General features: G+C 58.3%; 18 protein-coding genes and 1 pseudogene. 5 read left to right on the forward strand and 14 right to left on the reverse strand.

Going from position 1 to position 18,856, the window contains the following annotated elements; genetic code table 11:
- Together BN1115_RS21505 and manA are read right to left on the reverse strand one after the other, a co-directional pair.
- Positions 1-320: pseudogene (locus BN1115_RS21505) on the reverse strand (GH92 family glycosyl hydrolase); the annotation flags it as partial.
- A gap of 639 nt (positions 321-959) precedes the next feature.
- The gene (gene manA, locus BN1115_RS03090) at positions 960-2,150 is read right to left on the reverse strand and encodes a mannose-6-phosphate isomerase, class I (RefSeq protein WP_042656030.1); all 1,191 of its coding nucleotides are present in this window, start codon (positions 2,148-2,150) and stop codon (positions 960-962) included.
- Positions 2,151-2,266: 116 nt separating this feature from the next.
- Here manA and BN1115_RS03095 point away from each other — a divergent pair, with 116 nt between their 5' ends.
- On the forward strand, positions 2,267-3,142 hold the full coding sequence (locus BN1115_RS03095) for an AraC family transcriptional regulator (protein WP_042656031.1): 876 nt from the start codon (positions 2,267-2,269) through the stop codon (positions 3,140-3,142).
- 156 nt (positions 3,143-3,298) lie between these two features.
- Positions 3,299-4,552 (forward strand): NADP-dependent isocitrate dehydrogenase, encoded by a 1,254-nt coding sequence (icd, locus tag BN1115_RS03100; protein WP_042656032.1) that lies wholly within the window; start codon positions 3,299-3,301, stop codon positions 4,550-4,552.
- A gap of 75 nt (positions 4,553-4,627) precedes the next feature.
- On the opposite strand, the gene BN1115_RS22115 is transcribed toward icd, so the two are convergent.
- The 3 genes from BN1115_RS22115 to dsdX form a co-directional block, all read right to left on the reverse strand.
- Complete coding sequence (locus BN1115_RS22115; protein WP_111805851.1) at positions 4,628-4,804, reverse strand: hypothetical protein; 177 nt, start codon at positions 4,802-4,804, stop codon at positions 4,628-4,630.
- A 309-nt stretch (positions 4,805-5,113) separates the two neighbouring features.
- Positions 5,114-6,445 (reverse strand): D-serine ammonia-lyase, encoded by a 1,332-nt coding sequence (locus BN1115_RS03105; protein WP_042656033.1) that lies wholly within the window; start codon positions 6,443-6,445, stop codon positions 5,114-5,116.
- A gap of 19 nt (positions 6,446-6,464) precedes the next feature.
- Positions 6,465-7,802: a D-serine transporter DsdX gene (gene dsdX / locus BN1115_RS03110; protein WP_042656034.1), complete on the reverse strand. Its 1,338-nt coding sequence runs from the start codon at positions 7,800-7,802 to the stop codon at positions 6,465-6,467.
- A gap of 223 nt (positions 7,803-8,025) precedes the next feature.
- On the opposite strand from dsdX, the gene dsdC reads away from it, so the two are divergent.
- Positions 8,026-8,970, forward strand: coding sequence for a DNA-binding transcriptional regulator DsdC (dsdC, locus tag BN1115_RS03115; RefSeq protein WP_042656035.1), 945 nt, complete (start codon positions 8,026-8,028; stop codon positions 8,968-8,970).
- Between the two features lie 168 nt (positions 8,971-9,138).
- Here dsdC and BN1115_RS22120 read toward each other — a convergent pair whose 3' ends face one another.
- The 3 genes from BN1115_RS22120 to BN1115_RS03125 form a co-directional block, all read right to left on the reverse strand.
- Complete coding sequence (locus BN1115_RS22120; protein ID WP_005337704.1) at positions 9,139-9,315, reverse strand: hypothetical protein; 177 nt, start codon at positions 9,313-9,315, stop codon at positions 9,139-9,141.
- 310 nt (positions 9,316-9,625) lie between these two features.
- Positions 9,626-10,075, reverse strand: coding sequence for a C40 family peptidase (locus tag BN1115_RS03120; RefSeq protein ID WP_042656036.1), 450 nt, complete (start codon positions 10,073-10,075; stop codon positions 9,626-9,628).
- A 195-nt stretch (positions 10,076-10,270) separates the two neighbouring features.
- Positions 10,271-11,179, reverse strand: a complete 909-nt coding sequence (locus BN1115_RS03125) for a hydrogen peroxide-inducible genes activator (protein WP_042057802.1) — start codon at positions 11,177-11,179, stop codon at positions 10,271-10,273.
- 146 nt (positions 11,180-11,325) lie between these two features.
- Here BN1115_RS03125 and BN1115_RS03130 point away from each other — a divergent pair, with 146 nt between their 5' ends.
- On the forward strand, positions 11,326-11,928 hold the full coding sequence (locus BN1115_RS03130; RefSeq protein WP_005337701.1) for a peroxiredoxin C: 603 nt from the start codon (positions 11,326-11,328) through the stop codon (positions 11,926-11,928).
- A gap of 290 nt (positions 11,929-12,218) precedes the next feature.
- Here BN1115_RS03130 and BN1115_RS03135 read toward each other — a convergent pair whose 3' ends face one another.
- The 6 genes from BN1115_RS03135 to BN1115_RS03160 all read right to left on the reverse strand — a co-directional run bounded on the left by BN1115_RS03135 (position 12,219) and on the right by BN1115_RS03160 (position 18,415).
- On the reverse strand, positions 12,219-13,184 hold the full coding sequence (locus BN1115_RS03135) for an alpha-L-glutamate ligase-like protein (RefSeq protein WP_040067876.1): 966 nt from the start codon (positions 13,182-13,184) through the stop codon (positions 12,219-12,221).
- A gap of 3 nt (positions 13,185-13,187) precedes the next feature.
- On the reverse strand, positions 13,188-14,726 hold the full coding sequence (locus BN1115_RS03140; RefSeq protein WP_040067874.1) for an inactive transglutaminase family protein: 1,539 nt from the start codon (positions 14,724-14,726) through the stop codon (positions 13,188-13,190).
- Positions 14,727-14,729: 3 nt separating this feature from the next.
- Complete coding sequence (locus BN1115_RS03145; protein WP_040067873.1) at positions 14,730-15,518, reverse strand: ATP-dependent zinc protease family protein; 789 nt, start codon at positions 15,516-15,518, stop codon at positions 14,730-14,732.
- Positions 15,519-15,570: 52 nt separating this feature from the next.
- On the reverse strand, positions 15,571-16,548 hold the full coding sequence (gene cmoB / locus BN1115_RS03150; protein ID WP_042656037.1) for a tRNA 5-methoxyuridine(34)/uridine 5-oxyacetic acid(34) synthase CmoB: 978 nt from the start codon (positions 16,546-16,548) through the stop codon (positions 15,571-15,573).
- Positions 16,545-17,291, reverse strand: a complete 747-nt coding sequence (cmoA, locus tag BN1115_RS03155) for a carboxy-S-adenosyl-L-methionine synthase CmoA (RefSeq protein ID WP_042656038.1) — start codon at positions 17,289-17,291, stop codon at positions 16,545-16,547. Before cmoA ends, cmoB begins: the two co-directional genes overlap by 4 nt.
- A gap of 275 nt (positions 17,292-17,566) precedes the next feature.
- Entirely contained in the window at positions 17,567-18,415 is an 849-nt protein-coding gene (locus BN1115_RS03160; protein ID WP_042656039.1) for a DUF72 domain-containing protein, read from the reverse strand.
- Between the two features lie 162 nt (positions 18,416-18,577).
- On the opposite strand from BN1115_RS03160, the gene BN1115_RS21510 reads away from it, so the two are divergent.
- On the forward strand, positions 18,578-18,829 hold the full coding sequence (locus BN1115_RS21510) for an FmdB family zinc ribbon protein (protein ID WP_005337686.1): 252 nt from the start codon (positions 18,578-18,580) through the stop codon (positions 18,827-18,829).
- Positions 18,830-18,856 lie beyond the last annotated feature (27 nt).

Genomic DNA, 18,856 nt, shown 5'->3' on the forward strand with positions numbered 1-18,856 from the left:
CGTTCATGATCTTGCCCTGCGGCCCCCGAGAGGTGGGTATGAGAAAATCCGGCGAGGCGATTGTCGTGGTAGTAATAGCCGGAGATATATTCCCAGCCATTGGCGCCGTTGTTGGGCGAAAGTTGCACCATGCCATGCGGGGTCGTGGCGCCGGGGTAGGTGTTACCCAGATTTCCTGTGCCAATAAACGGATTGACGTAACGGGAGACGCTGGTCTCTTTATTGTTATCGACAGCGGTATCTGAGTCATTTTGACAGCCGGATATACCAACCAGGCCAGCCAGTACGGCACACGCAAGTAAGGAACGTTTCAGTTTCATATTTGTCGCCACAGGTTAATGAAAGTAGGGTATCGAACGTATAAAAACCGATAATGCAGTCGCCGGATCAGCCAATGAATATCTGCCGGATGAGAGGGCCATCTGCATGTATTATCCCGGCTGCCACTGGATAGTCAGCGTGACAGGGGCAAATATCAGCCAGATAACATGGATAGTGAAAACGATCTGGCCATACAGGCAGAAAAATAAAAGCGCAGGAAAATAACAGGCAGCCATAGCCTGATTTAAAAGATCACCCCTTACATTGCTGAAATAAGTGGCTGAGCTGTGTCACATCTGGAATATATAAATGCTCTTAAATGTTTTTCCTGCTGCCTGTAAATTAACGGTTTCTATTATTTCTTTGATTAATATCCGGGGACAGAGGAAAAAAATGGCATTAACTGGATTTTTATGACGTGTGGGGAAGGGTGTGAGCTGGCTCGCATAACCGCAGGGTGGCGTGACCACGGAGGCTAAATGATATTAATCATTATAAGTCAACGTGTTATTCTTCGGCATTGGGTTAAATGACCGATTTTGTGAGTCGCACCCACCCCCACGTGGTCAGATGAGCTGGAAAAAAGGGCCCTGAAGGGCCCTTTGAACAGACGGTAGTGAGCCGATGGCTCAGCAGGATCAGCGGTTGCTGGCGCGGGCAAAACGCCCTTCAGCCGTCACGCGATAATCGCCGGTGCTGGCGGGCACAAAAGCAGATTGCCCGATGGTCAGTGTCAGACGCTCGCCATCCTGGCCAATCAGGGTGATGGGCCCATCGATGGCGAACAGGATCTCGGCATTGCCAGTGGTGAGGGCATGTTCCCCTGCGCCATACACGCTGAAGGTGAAGTCCGGTACCGGTACGTCGAAGTGCTGTACTGTGCCTTCCATGCGTGGGCTGAGCAGGATCTGGTCGTCCGGTTTGGCGACACAGCGGGTACAGGCCAGCAGCTCCGGCACATCCATGTATTTGGGGGTCAGACCGGCACGCAGCACGTTGTCTGAGTTGGCCATGATCTCGAGGCCAGTGCCGTGAATGTAGGCATGGGGGGTCTGGGCATTGAGGAACATCGCCTGACCCGGCTCAAGCGTCACCACGTTGAGCAGCAGTGGCGAGAAGAGCCCCACATCCCCCGGGTACTGGTTGGCCAGATTGCTGATGGTGGCGAAGGTCTCTTCATCCTGATGGGCGGCGGCATAGGTCAGCAGGCCAGCCAGCGCCTCGTCCTTGCGCTCCCCGCTGAGGATCAGCAGCTGGTGGAAGAAGTGCTGCAGGCCAGCTTCATCCTGTGATTGGCGCAGCGCCGCGGTCAGGTCGGCCAGCGCGGGCAGCGCCATGCGATCGAACAGGGCCAGGATGGCCGGGATGGCGCGAAAGCCGTTCATCGCCTGATAGCGGGTGAGGGCAAAGACCAGCTCCGGCTTGTGGTTCGGATCCTTGTAGTTGCGGTTGCTCGCCTTGATATCGATGCCTGCGGCCTCTTCTCTGGCAAAACCGGCCTCAGCCTGTGCCTTGCTCGGGTGTACCTGAATGGAGAGCGCCTGCTCGGCGCAGAGCACCTTGAACAGGAAAGGGAGTGAGCCGAAGCGAGCCTGGGTGGCTTCGCCCAGCATGGCGACGGGGTTGGCGTCAATCAGGCTGGAAAGCTTCACGCTCTCGCCCGCCAGCGTCACTTCGGAGCAGCCATTGGGGTGAGCGCCCATCCACAGTTCAGCTTGTGGTTTGCCTTCGGGATTTTTGATGCCAAACAGCGTGGTCAGAGAGTCACGACTGCCCCAGACATAATCCTGGATCGGGTTGCACATTAGAAAAAACGGCGGGTAGCTCATGGATGGCTCCTTGTATCAGAACGATTTTTTGGGAATTTCAGTCTGGCGCGGACTATAGCATGGCAGGGGCAGCGCACCGCAATCGGTTGCTCTCTGCATCTTGATCAGGATCATTCATGAGTATCATCTTTACCCAGCTGTTGGATGGCTTTCTAAGTGAGGGGGAAGGCTTTGAGAAGGTGTTGTTTGCCTCTGACAAAGGGGTACCACCCTGCTTCAGTTATCAGGTCAACTTTCCCCGTCTCGAGCTGGTCTTCAGCGGCCACTATCTCAACCAGATCTGGTCCCCGGAAGGGGATGTACAGTCGGTACAGATGGGTCAGCGGGAGGCGATGTACATTCCCCCCAACGGCTGGAACAAGCCGGATTGGGACAACGACTGTTCCGTGCTCAGCCTGTTGTTCGGCAAGCGCCAGATAGGCTTCAGTCTGGTGAGCAAGCACAAGGGGGACACCGGCTTCTTCGATGTGCAGAAGCACAGTATTCAGGCCGGTGCCGGACGGGCGCTCGATCATATCCTGCTTTCTCTTAATACCCTGGCGCAGGAGCCGATAAGGGCGCCGATGGACAATTACCTGCTGCAGGCACTGCTCAGTTACTCACGGCAGTTGCTGGTGGAGTCGGAGAGCGGTCGTCCTCGCGGCTCCGATCTCTTTCATGGCATCTGCATCTACATTCAGGAAAACTTTCACCGCCCCATCAGCCGCGAATGTATCGCCGCCCGCTTCAATCTCTCCCCCAGTCACCTCTCCCGTTTGTTCCGCCAGCAGGGGCATATGCGGCTGGCGGACTACATCAGCTGGGTTCGGCTGGAGCGGGCCAAGTTCATGCTGAAAAAGTATCGCTTCCGCCTCGAAGAGGTCGCCAATCGCTGCGGGTTTACCGACGTGAACTACTTCTGCCGGGTGTTCAAACAGAAGACCGGCTTGACCCCTTCCCAGTACCGTTCCCTGAGTCAGCCGCAGGCGGCGGCTAGCGAGCTGGAGGGATAACGGGGCGGGGTCGGGGAGGCGTGGTGACGGCGCACTGGCGGGTGGCTACCTCTTTGGTCTGACATGCTTTCTTGTCGTTTTATTATGAAAATGAATGGGCTAAGATGGCCGCGCGCAACAAACAAGTTGATAACAAACGGAAGTTAGGAGATGCCGATGGAAAGCAAAGTAGTAATCCCGACCCAGGGTCAGAAAATCACAGTCGATGCCAACGGCAAGCTGCAGGTTCCCAACCATCCGATCATTCCGTTTATCGAAGGGGATGGCATCGGTGTTGATGTAACCCCGGCCATGTTGAATGTGGTGAATGCTGCGGTCGAGAAAGCCTACAAGGGCGAGCGCAAGATCGCCTGGATGGAGATCTATACCGGCGAGAAGTCGACTCATATCTATGGCGAAGGTGCCTGGCTGCCGGCCGAAACCCTGGATTTCATTCGCGAATATTGCGTGGCCATCAAGGGCCCGCTGACCACGCCGGTCGGCGGCGGTATCCGCTCCCTCAACGTGGCCCTGCGTCAGGAGCTGGATCTCTACATCTGCCTGCGCCCGGTTCGTTACTACGAAGGGACCCCGAGCCCGGTCAAACGTCCGGATCTGACTGACATGGTGATCTTCCGCGAAAACGCCGAAGACATCTACGCCGGTATCGAGTGGAAGGCCGACAGTGCCGAAGCGAACAAGGTGATCGCCTTCCTGCAAAACGAGATGGGCGTGAAGAAAATTCGCTTCCCCGAGTCCTGCGGGATCGGCATCAAGCCGATGTCCAAGGCCGGTACCGAGCGTCTGGTGCGTGCCGCCATCGAGTATGCCATCGACAACGATCGCGACTCCGTGACTCTGGTGCACAAGGGCAACATCATGAAGTTCACCGAAGGTGCCTTCAAGGATTGGGGTTATGCTCTGGCCCAGAACGAGTACGGTGCCCAGCTGATTGACGGCGGCCCCTGGTGCTCCTTCAAGAACCCGAAAACCGGCAAGACTATCGTGGTCAAGGATGTTATCGCCGACGCCTTCTTGCAGCAGATCCTGCTGCGTCCGGCCGAGTATGACGTCATCGCCTGTATGAACCTCAACGGCGACTACATCTCCGATGCGCTGGCCGCTCAGGTGGGGGGTATCGGTATCGCGCCGGGTGCCAACATCGGTGACGGCGTGGCGCTGTTCGAGGCTACTCACGGTACTGCGCCGAAATATGCCGGTCAGGACAAGGTCAACCCGGGTTCGCTGATCCTTTCTGCCGAGATGATGCTGCGCCACATGGGCTGGGTCGAAGCGGCCGATCTCATCATCAAGGGGATGGAAGCGGCCATCGCCAACAAGACCGTCACCTATGACTTCGAGCGTCTGATGGAAGGTGCCACCCTGCGCTCCTGCTCCCAGTTCGCCCAGGACATGATCGATCAGATGTAATGATCGGTTGAGGGTCAGAAATGCAAAACCGGCGCCATGAGCGCCGGTTTTTTTATCGGTGAAGAGCGAGGGGGCTTATTGCGCCTGCTCTACGTGTTGCTGGTAGCGTTGCTGCCATTTGCTGGTTTCTGCTTCATCACCCTGTGCCTTCCAGAAGGCGCAAATGGTGTTGGCAAGTTCCGACGCCATCGCGTGATCTCCGTCACGGCGACTCATCAGATAATCACCCAGCCAGCCTTGATATTGTTTCATTACCCGATCTCCTTATCTCATGTGCCCTTGATGGTGTCCTCTCTGATGGGAACCGGGTGGCTCGCCATGAGGGGTAACATCACCAGACATGATGGTGCAGAGTCACGACCCGGGCAGAGTGCCCGATGGGCAATCTGGCGGCGAACGTGACGCGAGATGTCAAAAAACGAGCGCCATTTTAGCACAAACTGAGCAACTTGGGGAAATTGTCGCCACGGATTGCAATGGATCGGTCCCATCCCCTTGTTCCCAAAACAGAAAACCCGCCGTGATGGCGGGTTTTTTTGCAGATAAATGTGGCGAAACAGCCTAGATCTTGGCGCTGGCCAGGTACTTTGCCATCTCCTCGGCGGGCACCATGCCACCACCGGTGGCCCATACCAGATGGGTGGCCTGTGCCATGGTGGTCTCATCGAAACCACGCGCCGCCTGCCACTCCGGGTTGGCCGCCACGCGCCACGGGCCTGCCATACCCGCCAGGGCGGAAGGTTCGAGTTTGATCTGCTCATCGCGCGCCAGCAGCCCCAGCAGGTCATACATCTCCTGATCGCTCAGGGTGTAGAAGCCATCGAGCAGCCGTTCCATAGCGCGGCCGACGAAACCGGAGGCGCGACCTACCGCCAGACCATCGGCGGCGGTGAGGTTATCGATGCCCAGATCCTGCACCGCGATGGCATCGTGCAATCCGGTGTGGACCCCTAGCAGCATGCAAGGGGAGTGGGTGGGTTCTGCGAAGAAGCAGTGAACGTTATCCCCGAACGCGAGCTTGAGACCAAAGGCCACCCCGCCCGGGCCGCCGCCGACACCACAGGGCAGGTAGACGAACAGCGGGTGTTCGGCATCCACCTTGATGCCCATCTCATCGAACTGCTTTTTCACCCGCTCGCCCGCGACCGAATAGCCGAGGAACAGGGTGCGGGAGTTCTCGTCGTCGATAAAGAAGCAGTTGGGATCGCGTTCGGCCTCTTTGCGCCCCTGTTCCACCGCCACCCCGTAATCTTCGGCATATTCGACCACGATCACCCCGTGCTCGCGCAGCTTGCGCTTCTTCCACTCCCGCGCATCGGCAGACATGTGGACGGTGACGGTAAAGCCGAGCTTGGCGCTCATGATGCCGATGGACATGCCGAGGTTGCCGGTGGAGCCCACTGCAATGCTGTACTGGCTGAAGAACTGGCGAAACTCGTCGCTGAACAGCTTGCGATAGTCGTCCTCTTCCCGCAGCAGACCTGCCTTGATCGCCAGCTGCTCGGCGTGAGTCAGCACCTCGTAGATACCGCCGCGCGCCTTGATGGAGCCGGAGATGGGCAGGTGGCTGTCTTTTTTCAGCAGCAACTTACCGGTCAATTCAACCCCATAACGCTCATTGAGGGTGCGTTGCATCGCCGGAATGGCAGCGATCTCGGACTCCAGAATGCCATTGCTGACGCGGGTCTCCGGGAAGGCTTCGCACATGTAGGGGGCGAAGCGGGCCAGGCGGGCGGAGGCGTCCGCCACATTGTGGTTATCGAGCCCGACATAGGGCAGACCGACCGCCAGGGTGGTGGCGTTGGGGTTGAACCAGCTGACCGGCTTGAGATCAATCAGGGATTGCACCAGCGGAAATTGGCGTGTGAGCTGTTGTACGTCGATGTTTTTCATAGGTTTCTCGGTCTTCTTGTTACACGATGCAGGAGAGCAGGAAAGTACCGGCCAGTGCCATCAGGGAGGCAACAAAGGTGGCGGTGGTGTAGTACTTGAGCGTTTCGTTCAGGGTGGCACCGCAATATTGCTTGACCAGCCAGAACAGGGAGTCGGTCACCATGGTGCAGCCGATGGCGCCGGAGCCGATGGCCAGCGTCATGATCTCCGGGCTGATGTTCGGGTAGTGCACCATGATGGGGGAGACGATAGCGGTGGCGCCCATCATGGCCACGGTGGCGGAGCCCACGGCGGCGTGCAGCACGATGGCCACCAGCCAGGCCAGCAGTATGGGGTGCATGTCCAGCTGGGAGAGGATGGTGGCCAGAGAGTCGCCCAGCCCGCTTGCCTTGAGTACCCCGTTGAAGGCGCCCCCCGCGCCGATGATCAGCAGAATGTTGGCGATGGAGGAGAAGCACTCCTCGGTCTTGTTGAGCAGTCCTTCCATCTTCATCTGCTGGCGGATCCCCAGCACGTAGTAGGCGGTGAAGGCGGCGATAAACATGGCGGTGATGGGGTTGCCGATAAACTCCAGCACAACATAGAGGTGGCTTGCGTGATCCATGTTGAGCTCGGCCACCGTCTTGGCCAGCATCAGCAGGATGGGCAGCAGCACGGTAAAGAGTGAGGCGCTTAAGGTCGGGAGAGTTGCCTCATCGCGCGCCTTGATGTCGGCAAAGGCTGCGGGCACCTCCTTGAATGGCACCCGTTTACCCAGCAGCTTCAGGAACAGCGGGCCGCCCACCAGAGAGGCAAACAGTCCCACCGCCAGACCATAGACGATGACGGAACCGATGTCGGCACCCAGCTGATTGGTGACATAGAGCGCCGCCGGATGGGGGGGCACGATGCAGTGCACGGCCATCAAGGCGGTGCAGAGCGGAATGGCCAGGGTCAGCAGCGAGGTTCTGGTTTTACGGGCGATGGAGAAGGCGAGCGGAATGAGCAGTACCACCCCCACTTCGACAAACAGGGTGATGCCGCACACCAGACCCACCAGCACCATGATGACCTGGGGCGAGAGCCAGCGGCATTGCTGCAGGGCGAGACCGATGCGCTCCGCCGCGCCAGACACCTCCATCATCTTGCCGAGTATGGTGCCAAGGCCGATGACGGCAGCCAGAAAGCCCAGGGTGCCACCAATGCCCTCTTCCATGGCACTGACCATCTTGAGAGGGTTCATCCCCATCATGGTGCCGACATAGAAGCTTGCCAGCAGCAGGGCGAGGAAAGGGTGTACCTTGCCCTTCACTATGGTAACCACGATAAGAATGATGCTGCTTAGCAATGTTGCGATGACCCACAATTCTGAACTCATACTGCGCCTCGACATCTGTTGTGTGTGATTGTTTATGCGCTATTGAATGAAAATGGCGGGTCGCTGACAAATGATGAAATTCGGCTCTTGGGTGAATTGAGATGATGCTAATTCGCCACATTCATCACATTTTCTCGAAACTACATTTTTTGGTTCTTCTCAGATCACCCTGAAGGCGGGTCCTTGGGTGTATCATCGGCGGCCATTGCGAAGAGGGGGATGAATGTATAACGGGGATAATTACATATCGCGCAATAAGCTGCTGAGTGGCTACCAGCTGGCCAAGTTGCATACCTTCGAGGCGGCCGCCCGCTACGGATCGTTTGCCATGGCGGCCGATGAACTGTCGCTGAGCCCCAGTGCCGTGAGCCACCGGATCAGCGCGCTGGAAGAGGAGCTGGGTTTTAAGCTTTTTGAGCGTTTCCACCGCAAGGTGGTACTGACGGCGGAGGGGCAGCGAGTCTTCTGGGCGCTCAAATCCTCGCTGGAGTTCATCAATCAGGAGATCCTGGAGATCAAGAATCAGGAGCTCTCCGGCACCCTGACCATCTATTCGCGCCCCTCCATCGCCCAGTGCTGGCTGGTGCCCAGGCTGGCGGATTTCTCTCGTCTCTACCCGCAGATCGAGCTCAATATCATCACCGGCAACGAGAACATCAACCTGCACGGTTATGGCATCGATTTGACCCTCTATTTCGATGAGAAGAGCCCGGATCGGCTCGCCATCCACCCGCTGATGGATGAGTTCATGCTGCCGGTTTGCAGCCCGGAATATGCCGAGCAGCACGGGCTTGTCGGCAATCCCGCCAACTTGTCCCTGTGTCGTCTGCTCCATGATCGGCAGGCATGGGGATTTGACTCGGACACCGACGAGTGGAGCTGCTGGGCTCGCCAGACGGGGGTTAGCCTCGAGGCATGTCAGCTGAGCATGGGCTTTGATCGCTCGGATCTCGCCATTATCGCCGCCATGAATCACGCAGGTATCGCCATGGGGCGCAAGAATCTGGTGAGCAAGCGGCTGGCGCGCAACGAGCTGGTGGCCCCTTTTGCCGGGCTGGAGGTCAAGTGCGAGCAGCGTTATTACATGGCGACCCTGCCCAACCGCGAGTGCCCCAAGATCCAGGCCTTTATCGACTGGGCACAGGGGATGGCTGCCGAGATGGAATGAACAGAGGCCGGTGCGCAAGCGCAAAATGAAGACGGTAAAGCGCGGGTGAACGAAGGTAGCGGTTTAACATGGCGGGAATATTGGGGGAGAGAGGTTGGCTGATGGTGGTTGGTTGCGAGTTGCCTTGCTGCCAACACCGGAAGGCTGGCAGCAAGGCAACGGTTGGGATCAGGTGGTCTTTTCCAGATGGTTCTGGTAAATCTGCTGCCACTTGTCCAGTTCGTTTTCATCACCCTGTTGCTGCCAGAACTCGCAGATGGAACTCGCCATCTCGCATGCCATGGCGTGGTCACCGTCACGGCGACTCATCAGGTATTGCCCCAGCCAGCTTTGATACTGTTTCATTGCAGATCTCCTTATCTATTTAACCCTTGATACTGCTGCTGTGGGCCACCCGTCCTGCAGTGTTGCACCACACTCCACCTTCGCCGCGCGCTGCTTGTTATCGCCTCGCTTGTTGTCAATCAGGACAGATAGCGTATGAGAAATCGGCGAAAGTGTTAAAAATTGGCCACCACTTTATCACAAAATGGTGTGAGATGCAGGCTTTGGGGCCAATTGAGTTATAAGCGTGAGCTGAGTATCCCGACATAACGACAGAGATTGACGGAGAGTATCGGCACGCAACGTGTGCCACGAGCAGGCGTGTAAGCCGTTACTGGGTCACCCGACGCGCCTGCCAGTAGCGGCTGTTCCAGTAGACGTTGTCGAGGCGCGAGCGGATCACCCCCTTGCTGGTGGAGGCGTGGATAAACTCGCCGGCACCGGTGTAGACCCCCACATGGTACTGCTGCCAGCCGGTCTTGAAGAAGACCAGATCCCCGTGTTGCAGCCGGTAGCGATCCACCGGTTTGCCGATGCTGGCCTGGGATTCGGTGGTTCTTGGCAGGTTGAAGCCCAGCACCTGACTGTAGGCGAGCTGGGTGAAGGCGGAGCAGTCGAGCCCGGCGCGGCTGGCGCCGCCCATCCGGTAGGGAACACCGCGCCACTGCTGGTAGAAGCCATCAAAGGCACTGCTCTGCCGGGGGGCCGGAGGGGGCTCCGGCGTGCTGGAGCAGGCGGCCAGCAACAGAGTCAGCAGGGATAGCAGCAGTGTGCGATACATCGGGGCTCTCTCCACGGACGGATCTACCAAACGAGATATTCATCGCGCGCCAGTTTCTGCGACACCGTTTTGGCTACAGGCGCTGGCGCGACAACTTTTCCATCATAAACAGGGATCTGGCTTCATACCTAGTCTCTGGAGGGAAAAATGTGGCGGGGGATTGAAAAACGCCAGCCCGGGGGCTGGCGCTTGCTGTCACTCGCAGTGGCTGACCAGCGGGGTCAGCAGCTCGGCCAGCTTGTAGAAGGTCTGCACCCGGGTGGTACTGGGGCGCCAGACCAGACCGATCTCGCGATAGGGGGTCTCTCCCGGCAGCGGGATGGCCACCAGATCGGAGTTGGCAAGAATGCCGGCATCGATGGCCATCTGCGGAAGGAAGGTGGTGCCGAGACCCGCTTCCACCATCTGCACCAGGGTGTGCAGGCTGGTGGCGGCGAACGGGTTGATCTTGCTCTTGTCCCGCAGGCGACAGGCGCTCACCGCATGTTCGGTGAGGCAGTGCTCCCGCTCCAGCAGGAAGATGCTCTGGTTGGGCAGTTCCTTGTAGTCGAACGGGGTATGCAGACCGGCCGCCATGCTGGCGGGCATCACCATGTGGAACGGATCCTGACCGACGGTCTTGCAGTGAAATCCGCCGATCTCGATGGGCAGGGCGAGGATCAGCAGATCGAGCTGACCCTGTTCCAGCTGCTTGAGCAGGTTGCTGGTGGTGTCTTCACGCAGCAACAATTCGAGGTCAGGATAGGTCTTGCTGCACTCTTTGAGCAGCTTGCTGAGCAGGAAGGGGGCAATCGTGGGAATACAGCCAAGGCGCACTGTGCCCTGCATCACGCCACCCTGATGTTGACCGAGCTCCATCAGATCCCGTGCATCGGAGAGCAAATTGCGAGCGCGCTCGACGATTTCCATGCCGACCGGGGTCATAATGAAGCTCTTGTGATCCCGCTCCACCAGTTGCAGGTTCATCATGTCCTCCAGCGTCTGGATCCCGGTACTCAGGGTCGACTGGCTGACATGACAGGCCTTGGCGGCGCGGTTGAAGTTCTTGTGCTCATCGAGAGCGACCAGATATTGCAGCTGTTTGAGACTGGGCCAACGTTGCATAGAAAAACCCGATTGATGCTATCTATTTAATTTGATTTAACTAATCTACCACCGGGTCTATAGTTTGTCGCTTGAATTAGATGGACTTGGCTCTAGGTAGCCCAATCCTCACCGGATTGTTCACTTCACATAAAGAGGAATTGAATATGGTATTGGTAGGCCGTCCCGCACCCGATTTTACCGCCGCTGCTGTTCTGGGTAATGGCGAGATCGTTGATTCATTCAACCTGTCATCCCACATCAAAGGCAAAGCTGCCGTTGTCTTCTTCTATCCGCTCGATTTCACCTTCGTCTGCCCGTCCGAGCTGATTGCCTTCGATCACCGTTATGAAGAGTTCCAGAAGCGTGGCGTGGAAGTGATCGGTGTTTCCATCGATTCCCAGTTCTCCCACAACGCATGGCGCAATACCAAAGTGGAAGATGGCGGTATCGGTCAGGTCAAGTACCCGCTGATCGCCGACGTGAAACACGAAATCTGCAAAGCCTATGACGTTGAACATCCGGAAGCTGGTGTGGCGTTCCGTGGCTCCTTCCTGATCGACAAGAACGGTGTCGTTCGTCATCAGGTTGTCAACGATCTGCCGCTGGGCCGCAACATCGATGAGATGCTGCGCATGGTCGATGCCCTGCAATTCCACGAAGAGCACGGCGAAGTGTGCCCGGCTCAGTGGGAAAAAGGCAAAAAAGGTATGCAAGCCTCTCCGGATGGCGTTGCCAAGTACCTGTCCGAGAATGCTGACTCCCTGTAATCGGGTCGCACTCTGCGTGAAGAACCGGCGCCTTGGCGCCGGTTTTTTTATACCTGCGATTTACCTATCCCCTGACATAGCGGTCACACTCTTCTCGCTCCTTCGCTCCTTCGCTCCTTCGCTCCTTCGCTCCTTCGCTCCACGCTATTCCAAGCTGCTGTTCGCTGGCGCACTCGCCGTTTCGGGATGAGATGCTGACCCTATGGTTGGGAACGGGATGGGCCGACAGACAAACATGAGCCATAAAAAAAAAGCGCGCCATAGGCGCGCTCAGTTCACAAGCAGAGGCGTTACTCCTCAAAGATCCCGAAGTGATCCTTGGCGAAATTGACCCGCTGCTCCACGTTCATCTTCACCTGGCCCAGCTTCTCGATGGTCTTGAGATTGGGCACCAGGCCGCGACCGTTGGCGATTTGAATGGCCAGACCCGGGCGGGCGTTGAGCTCCAGCAGCATGGGGCCGCGGAACTTGTCCAGCACCATGTCTGTTCCGATATAGCCCAGACCCGACATCTCGTAGCAGGAGGCAGCCAGGGTGAGCAGGGTATCCCAGTGGGGCACCTTGAGCTCATAGAGATCGAGGCCGGTATCCGGGTGGTGACGCAGCGGATTGCCAAACTGCACCGCCCGCAGGGCACGACCGGTACGCAGGCACAGACCCACCCCCACGGCGCCCTGGTGCAGGTTCGCCTTGCCGTCCGAGGCGGCGGTGGAGAGGCGCATCATCGCCATCACCGGGAACCCCTTGAAGATGATGACCCGGGCATCGGGTACCCCTTCGAAGGAGTAACCGTCGAACACATCATCAAAGTTGATGAGGCCTTCGACCAGCGCCACGTCTGGCTTGCCGCCCAGCGAATAGAGCCCCGCCAGAATGTTGGAGACATGGCGCTCCAGATCCTGACCGGTAGAGGCGCTGCCATTGGGCTTGTAGAAGAGGCCATTTTCCTGACGCAGGATCACCAGGATCCCCTTGCCGCCCGAGCCACGGGCCGGCTTGATGCAGAAGCCCGGCCAATCTTTGACCAGCTCGGTGATGCGACCCACATCGTGCTGGGCACGGATGGTGCCGATAAGCTCCGGCACGGTGACCCCTGCATCCAGCGCAATCCGCTTGGTCTGCAGCTTGTCATCCACCAGCGGGTAGAGGCTGCGCGGATTGTAGCGGCTGATGTAGGAGTGGTTGCGCTTGTTCATGCCGAGGATGCCTGATTGGGACAGGCTCCACGGGGTGGTGTATTTTTCCCAGAACCACATCGGTTACTTGTCCTTACCCGGGGTGACGCCAGATTTCATCTCGTCCACCAGCGGCTTGAAGCGCTTCAGTTCGCTCAGCTTGTAGCCGGTGTAGTTACCCATCAACAGTACGGTCGCCATCAGCACCAGCTGCAGGCCGAGGAAGTTGAAGGTGAGGTGACGGATCAGCTCGTTATCCATGGCCAGATAGGCGATGACGGCAACCAGCAGAGAGCCACCACCCTGGCGGAACACCTCTTTCGGGCCCTCTTCTTCCCACAGGATGGACATCCGTTCGATGGTCCAGGAGAGGATGATCATCGGGAAGAAGGTGATCTTCATCCCGTCGGTCAGCCCCAGCTTGAAGGCGAACGCGGAGAAGATACCGATCATCGAGATAACCATGATGATGATGGCCGATATTCGGGCGACCAGCAGCAGGTTAAGCCGCGACAGATAGGAACGGATAACAAGACCGGTACCGACGATCAGCAGGAAGCCGATCAGACCGGTGACCAGCGAGGTCTGGATAAAGGCGACCGCGATCAGCACCGGCATGAAGGTACCGGAGGTCTTGATCCCCACCAGCACCCGCAGGAACACCACCATCAGCACGCCGATCGGGATCAGCAGCAAGCCCTTGAACAGGGTCTGCTCTTCCAGCGGCAGGCTGTGGATGGAGAAGTTCATCATCTCTGATTTCTCGAACTTCTGCGCCAGCGCCACGCTGACTGGCTGCTCCTGCTCGATCATCGAGAAGCTGACTCGGGAGTTATGACCACCGGTCACGTCCAGCAGGGCGCCGGAGTTGTATTCCCACAGCAGCAGGTTGGCCGGACGGCCCTGCTCACCGGTTTGCGGGTTGAACAGCTTGTAGTCGGTCGGGCTGTTGAACACCTGCAGGTAATCCACCAGCTCCTGACGACGGCGGCCATCTTCCAGATTCAGGGCATGTACCACGCGGGTCGGCACGTCAGCATTGTTGAGCAGCTCGGCGATCAGGTTGGCGCGGCTCTTGTGCTTTTTCAGCAGCTCGGCGTTCTGCTCCTGCTTCTCGATCTCCTTGATGATCTCGCGAGTCAGGGTGTAGCCATCGGCAGAGCGCTCCTGCGCCCGCTCGAGGATCTGCTTCATCGCGGTGGCATAAGGCTCACTCTCGATCTGCTTCTCGATGGCGGGCGGCTGCGGATTGGCCGCCGGTTTGGCATGGGCATCCGCCATCATGTCGACGCGGTAGTAGAGCTCCTGACGGCCAGAGGCGGTGCGGATGGACCACTCGGCGCGGGCATCGCCATCTTTCTCGACAAAGGAGAGACCGTAGCCGGGGCTGGCGGCGTTCTCGTTCATCAGGGTGAAACCGGGCTGGGTGCCCGGAATGGCCAGGGAGGCGATCACCGGATCACCGGTCGCCTCGAACTCCAGCTTGGCTTCGATGGACCAGATCTGGCGCTTTTCACCGGGCGTCAGCGGCACATCCAACGCGATATGGTGATAGATCGTCATCCCCAGGCCGACAATGTACAGCAGGGCTACCAGCAAATAGAACGGCTTACGGGAAACCATGGATTATTTCACATCCTTGAGCTTGGGTTTGGGTTGGATATATTCGCGGGCCACATCAACCACGGCGATGTCTTTCAAAAATTCGCGACCCAGCAGCACAGGGAAGGTCATGTCGCTACGGTCTTTCAGGGTAAATTCGGCTTTCTCGGTCATGTCGCCAATGCGCACGGCCAGACGCACCACCGGACGGCGGTCAAGATCGTCGGCAGAGGCCTGACGCACCCGCACGTGACGTACCAGCGGCGCTTCGATCTGGATCTTGTCGTCCACATCCTGATGGCTCAGGAAGAAGCGCACCCAGTTTTTGCCGTTGCGCTCGAAAATGGTGATCTCCTGCGCACTGATGGAGGAGGTGGTCGCACCGGTATCGACCCGTGCCTGGAAGGCGTCGTTGGCGGCATCAACCCAGATCCACTCTGCTTCACCGACCATCAGCTTGCCATCGATGGTGTGACCCTGATTGGGGGCCGGGCACTTCTCGGTGGGGATGGCCATCGGCTTGGGCGGCTCGGACGGGAGGGTGGCGAGCTTGTGGTCTACTTGCTTGACGGACTCTTTCATATTGGTGACATCTGTGTTGAGCTGAACCAGCAGGTGCTGTTGCTGCACATACTGCTTCTGTTGCTGTTCCATGGATGTTTGCAGGCGCTGCTCGCTCTGGCTCAGCTCGCTACGAAGCTCGGCCAGCGTCAGAGCTGGAACCTGAGGCGCTTTTTCCATATTGACACACCCGCCGAGACTAAGCAGGGAGAGCAGGGTCATTCCTTTTAATTTGCTTTTCATGTCATTCATTTAACTGTGCTTCCTGGAATGGGGTCAGTGTAACTTCCACAAGCGCCACCGGCTAGTCTTTGGCCTTGCGGGCAATCAGTACGGCACGTTTCGGCGCCGGGTGTCCTTCTACCGTGAGTGCCGGATTGTCTGGATCCAGATAGTCACTCAGGGATTCATTAATCATCCAGTCGGTACGACGCTGTTCGTCGGTGCTGGTCATATTCTCGTCTACTATCCGCACGTCGGTGAAGCCGCAGCGCTCGACCCACAGCTTGAGGGCGGCACTGGAGGGAATAAACCAGACGTTGCGCATCTTGCCGTATCGGTCGGTCGGCACCAGCACATCGTTGACGCCACCATCGATCACCAGGGTCTCCAGCACCAGCTCGCCATCGTCTTTCAATTGATTGCGCAGCTGTTCGATGTGCTCGATGGGGGATTTGCGGTGATAGAGCACCCCCATGGAGAAGACGGTGTCAAAGGCGCGTAGCTCCGGCAACTCCTGAATACCGAGCGGCAACAGGTGGGCGCGTTGATCATTGCCCGCGAAGTGACGAATAGCCTCGAACTGGCAGAGGAACAGTGGGCTCGGGTCGATGCCGACTGCCAGCTTGGCCCCTTCACCCACCATGCGCCAGAGGTGGTAGCCGCTGCCACAGCCTACATCCAGCACGTAGCGTCCCTCGAGCGGGCTGATATGGGGCAACACCCGATCCCACTTCCAGTCAGAGCGCCACTCGGTATCTATGTGGATGCCGTGCACGGTGAACGGACCTTTGCGCCATGGCATAAAGTGGCGCAGCAGGCTCTCGACCTTCTTTCGCTCCCCTTCGCCAAGGCTCTCGGCCGAGCCTATCTCGACCCGGCTTTTCAGCTCGATGTTGCCGGGGGATACCACCGGCAGCTTGTTGAGGGCACGATTCCAGCGCGGCAGATCGCCATGCTGGTTGTCATGTTGCCAGGCATGCAGCTGGGCGGGCAGGGTATGCAGCCAGTGGCTCAGCCGGTTTTTGGCAATCAGTTGATAGAAATTGGCAAAGTCGATCATGGCTGGGCGTCGCTGGATTTGATGGCAATCATGGAGCCGAAGTTGAAGCACTGGAACCAGAGATCCTGATGGGTGAAACCGGCATCCCGCAGGCGGGCACGGTGGGTCTCCAGGCTGTCGGTGCGCATCACGTTCTCAAGGGCGGTGCGTTTCTGGCTGATCTCCAGCTCGCTGTAGCCATTGGCCCGCTTGAAATCCAGGTGCAGCTCGATAAGCAGCTCGTTGACCGGCTCATCTTCGAAGCGGAACTTCTCGCTCAGGATCAGGATCCCGCCCGGGCGCAGACCATCGTGAATGCGCTGGATCAGGGCGGCCCGTTTCTCTGGCTCGACAAATTGCAGGGTGAAGTTGAGCACCACCACGGAGGCGTTCTCGATCTCGATGTCGCAGATATCCGCTTCCACCAACTCCACCGGCACCTCGGATTTGAAACCGGAGAGGTGGGCGCGGGCGCGCTCGATCATCGGGTGGGAGAGATCCACCGCGGTGATGCGGCAACCGGGCTGGCTGATATGGCGACGCATCGCCTGGGTGGCGGCGCCCAGTGAGCAGCCGAGATCATAGAGTCGGCTCTCGGGTTGGGCGTAGCGGGCGGCCATCATGCCGATGGCGGAGATGATGTTGCTGTAACCCGGCACCGAGCGCTGGATCATATCGGGAAATACGTCGACGACCTGTTCGTCAAAACAGAAGTCGCCCAATCGGGCGATCGGGGCGGCAAAAATTTGGTCTTTGGTCTGCATGCTGGCGCAACCTGACAGTCGGGACATCACCCGGCTGTATTGTTCAATTGAGTCGTTGGATGATACCCATCAGAGTAGGTCAATCATCTGTTTACGAACGGGGTGGCTGGTCATGAAATCCTTTGGACCTGTCCTGTTCGTACGGGCCATGTTCCGGACCCTTACTTGGGGCGGTAGTGTAGAGGATTGATGGCCGTTTGTCTTGACGCCAGGGCTTGCCTCGCCACAAAAAAGCGCTTTTTTTGCAGCGAAACGATGGCCGCAGAATGGGTTGGCTAAAAGCGCAGCACTCCCTGACGCGCGCGATCGTTTTCCCCCGGCCAGGGGGCCATCTCCTGCTCCAGCAAGCGGGTGATTTGGCGGGCCAATTCCGGTGCCCGGGCGTTGTCGGCAGTATGTATATAGAGGTAGAGATCTTTCCCCTCCGCGAGCCACTGACGCCAGTGAGGGAGCCAGCTTGGCAGGAAGGGGTGGTTCGCCGCCGGATCCGGCAGGCCGATAAAGCGCACCATGGGGGCACTGGCGGTGGCCAGCAGATGCACCGGCAGGCGCGGCTTCTTGCCCTGGGCATCGACAAGGGTCGCCGTGGTTGCTGGCACCGAGAAGAGCGGGCGGCTATCGAGCATCACCCGGTTGACCCCTTGTTCCATCAGCAGTCGGTTCAATGCCCGCTCGGCCTCCCCCTTGGCGAAGAAGTCGGGGTGGCGCACCTCGAGGGCGTAGCGAAACGCCCGCGGCAGCCGCTCGAGAAAGGCCGCCAGTCTGGCCAACCCCTCCGGGCCGAAGCGGGCAGGCAGTTGCAGGGTGAGCAGCCCCAGCTTGTCGTGTAGCGGCGCAAGCAGCCGAATAAAGTCGGTCACCTGTTTATCTGCGCTCACCAGATCGCTCTGGTGACTGATGGTTTGCGGAAACTTGAAGTTGAAACGAAAGTGATCGGGAACTGCATCGGCCCAGCGCTGCACCGTATCGGGGGTCGGCAGGGCGTAGAAAGTGGTGTTGCCCTCCACCGAATTGAACACGGTGGCGTAGTGGGCGAGGTGCTCGGCAGGCTTGGCGCCAAGGCCCAGTAGCTGGCCGGGCCAGCTGGGGTGGGACCACTGTGGCAGGCCCAAATAGAGGCTCATGGTGGCTATTCTCTTCGCTTTTGGTGCATTCGTGCCGATTTTTTGCCCGCTTTTTGCCATCGAGTGCAAAAAACTGGCGAAAGGAGGCTGCTGGCCATTTTACCCAAAAGGGGGTTTTCCTCTATAATGCCAGCCCTTTTGTTTTTCAATTTCTTGTGACCCATGCCTATCTACGAATATCGTTGCGACGTCTGTGGCCATGAATTGGCAAAACTGCAAAAGCTTTCCGATGCCCCCCTGACCGACTGTCCGGCCTGTAGCAAGCCGAATCTGGTCAAGCTGATATCGGCGGCAGGCTTCCGGCTCAAGGGAACCGGATGGTACGAGACTGATTTCAAACCGGGTAAGAAAAAGAATCTGGCCAGCTGTGAGACAGACGGTGCTTGCCAGTCGTGCCCGGCGGCCCAAGGTTAACCGTCTCTCTACAATTTCGAAGGAAGA

This window comes from Aeromonas allosaccharophila, from assembly GCF_000819685.1.
GTDB lineage: Bacteria > Pseudomonadota > Gammaproteobacteria > Enterobacterales > Aeromonadaceae > Aeromonas > Aeromonas allosaccharophila.

Bases quoted from the DNA above. Each gene is read 5' to 3' on its own strand.
- manA (WP_042656030.1), bottom strand. From the start codon at position 2,150: ATGAGCTACCCGCCGTTTTTTCTAATGTGCAACCCGATCCAGGATTAT.
- BN1115_RS03095 (WP_042656031.1), top strand. From the start codon at position 2,267: ATGAGTATCATCTTTACCCAGCTGTTGGATGGCTTTCTAAGTGAGGGG.
- icd (WP_042656032.1), top strand. From the start codon at position 3,299: ATGGAAAGCAAAGTAGTAATCCCGACCCAGGGTCAGAAAATCACAGTC.
- BN1115_RS22115 (WP_111805851.1), bottom strand. From the start codon at position 4,804: ATGAAACAATATCAAGGCTGGCTGGGTGATTATCTGATGAGTCGCCGT.
- BN1115_RS03105 (WP_042656033.1), bottom strand. From the start codon at position 6,445: ATGAAAAACATCGACGTACAACAGCTCACACGCCAATTTCCGCTGGTG.
- dsdX (WP_042656034.1), bottom strand. From the start codon at position 7,802: ATGAGTTCAGAATTGTGGGTCATCGCAACATTGCTAAGCAGCATCATT.
- dsdC (WP_042656035.1), top strand. From the start codon at position 8,026: ATGTATAACGGGGATAATTACATATCGCGCAATAAGCTGCTGAGTGGC.
- BN1115_RS22120 (WP_005337704.1), bottom strand. From the start codon at position 9,315: ATGAAACAGTATCAAAGCTGGCTGGGGCAATACCTGATGAGTCGCCGT.
- BN1115_RS03120 (WP_042656036.1), bottom strand. From the start codon at position 10,075: ATGTATCGCACACTGCTGCTATCCCTGCTGACTCTGTTGCTGGCCGCC.
- BN1115_RS03125 (WP_042057802.1), bottom strand. From the start codon at position 11,179: ATGCAACGTTGGCCCAGTCTCAAACAGCTGCAATATCTGGTCGCTCTC.
- BN1115_RS03130 (WP_005337701.1), top strand. From the start codon at position 11,326: ATGGTATTGGTAGGCCGTCCCGCACCCGATTTTACCGCCGCTGCTGTT.
- BN1115_RS03135 (WP_040067876.1), bottom strand. From the start codon at position 13,184: ATGTGGTTCTGGGAAAAATACACCACCCCGTGGAGCCTGTCCCAATCA.
- BN1115_RS03140 (WP_040067874.1), bottom strand. From the start codon at position 14,726: ATGGTTTCCCGTAAGCCGTTCTATTTGCTGGTAGCCCTGCTGTACATT.
- BN1115_RS03145 (WP_040067873.1), bottom strand. From the start codon at position 15,518: ATGAATGACATGAAAAGCAAATTAAAAGGAATGACCCTGCTCTCCCTG.
- cmoB (WP_042656037.1), bottom strand. From the start codon at position 16,548: ATGATCGACTTTGCCAATTTCTATCAACTGATTGCCAAAAACCGGCTG.
- cmoA (WP_042656038.1), bottom strand. From the start codon at position 17,291: ATGCAGACCAAAGACCAAATTTTTGCCGCCCCGATCGCCCGATTGGGC.
- BN1115_RS03160 (WP_042656039.1), bottom strand. From the start codon at position 18,415: ATGAGCCTCTATTTGGGCCTGCCACAGTGGTCCCACCCCAGCTGGCCC.
- BN1115_RS21510 (WP_005337686.1), top strand. From the start codon at position 18,578: ATGCCTATCTACGAATATCGTTGCGACGTCTGTGGCCATGAATTGGCA.